This window comes from Sphaerochaeta sp. UBA5836 (assembly GCF_002432845.1).
Lineage (GTDB): Bacteria > Spirochaetota > Spirochaetia > Sphaerochaetales > Sphaerochaetaceae > Sphaerochaeta.
The window spans coordinates 14,806-15,800 of sequence record NZ_DJGW01000090.1 but is presented as its reverse complement, the minus strand read 5'-3'; the positions used below and the strand labels follow the sequence as shown (position 1 = coordinate 15,800).

The following is a 995-nucleotide window of genomic DNA, read 5'->3' as shown; positions in this document are numbered from 1 at the left end:
CAAAGGATTCGAAACCTGCTGTGTGGTGAAGTCGCTCCCATTTGAAGCCGCTTCCCGCCCATCCCCTGATATGATTCCCTTTTCCGGCAGGGTTTTCCCATCTCTTGCCGATATCCTCCTCTCTTGGTACCTTAAAAATGAAGAGAGGAGGCAGCAATGCACAGTACATTTTATCTTCCAACCAAAATCATCTTCGGTTCTCATTCGCTTGCGAAGCTTTCAGAACAGAAGCTTCCTGGCAAACGGGCCTTGATTGTAATTTCGAGCGGCACATCGACGCGTTCATTCGGATACCTGAAGCAAGTCCAGGACCAATTGGATGCCGCAAAGGTGTCGTATGAGGTGTTTGACAAGATTCTTCCCAACCCCATCCTCGCCCATGTTACAGAGGGTGCCAAGCTTGCAAGACAACAGGGATGTGACTTTGTCATCGGTCTGGGTGGAGGCTCGGTCATCGACTCGGCCAAGGCCATCGCAATTATGGCGACCAACGAGGGCAACCTGTGGGACTATGTCAGCGGCGGCAGCGGCAAAGGGAAGCCGATGCAGCACAAGCCCCTTGGAGTGGTTGCCATCACCACCACCGCCGGCACCGGCACCGAAGCCGATCCTTGGCTGGTCATTACCAAGGAAGAGACTCAGGAAAAAATCGGGTATGGCAATGACGATACCTTTCCTGTCCTGAGTATTGTCGATCCCACCCTGATGGTCTCGGTTCCTCCGCACCTTACCGCATACCAAGGCTTCGATGCTCTTTTCCACAGCACCGAGGGATATCTGAACACGATTGCAAATACGTTCAGCGACCAGTACAGCCTCGAGGCGATCAGGCTCATCGGAAAGAGCCTTCCCACCGCCGTCAAGGATGGCAGGAATTTGAAAGCTCGCGAGGATGTGGCGATGGCCAACACCCTGGCCGGCATGGTGGAAACCTTCAGCGGCTGCATCAGCGAACATTCGCTTGAACACGCAATGAGTGCCTTTCACCCTGAACT

The 995-nt window shown here is 53.8% G+C and carries 1 protein-coding gene; it reads left to right on the top strand.

What is annotated here, in order from left to right:
• Positions 1-156: 156 nt before the first annotated feature.
• On the top strand, positions 157-995 hold an 839-nt coding region (locus tag B3F49_RS08425), incomplete at its 3' end, for an iron-containing alcohol dehydrogenase (RefSeq protein ID WP_293910382.1).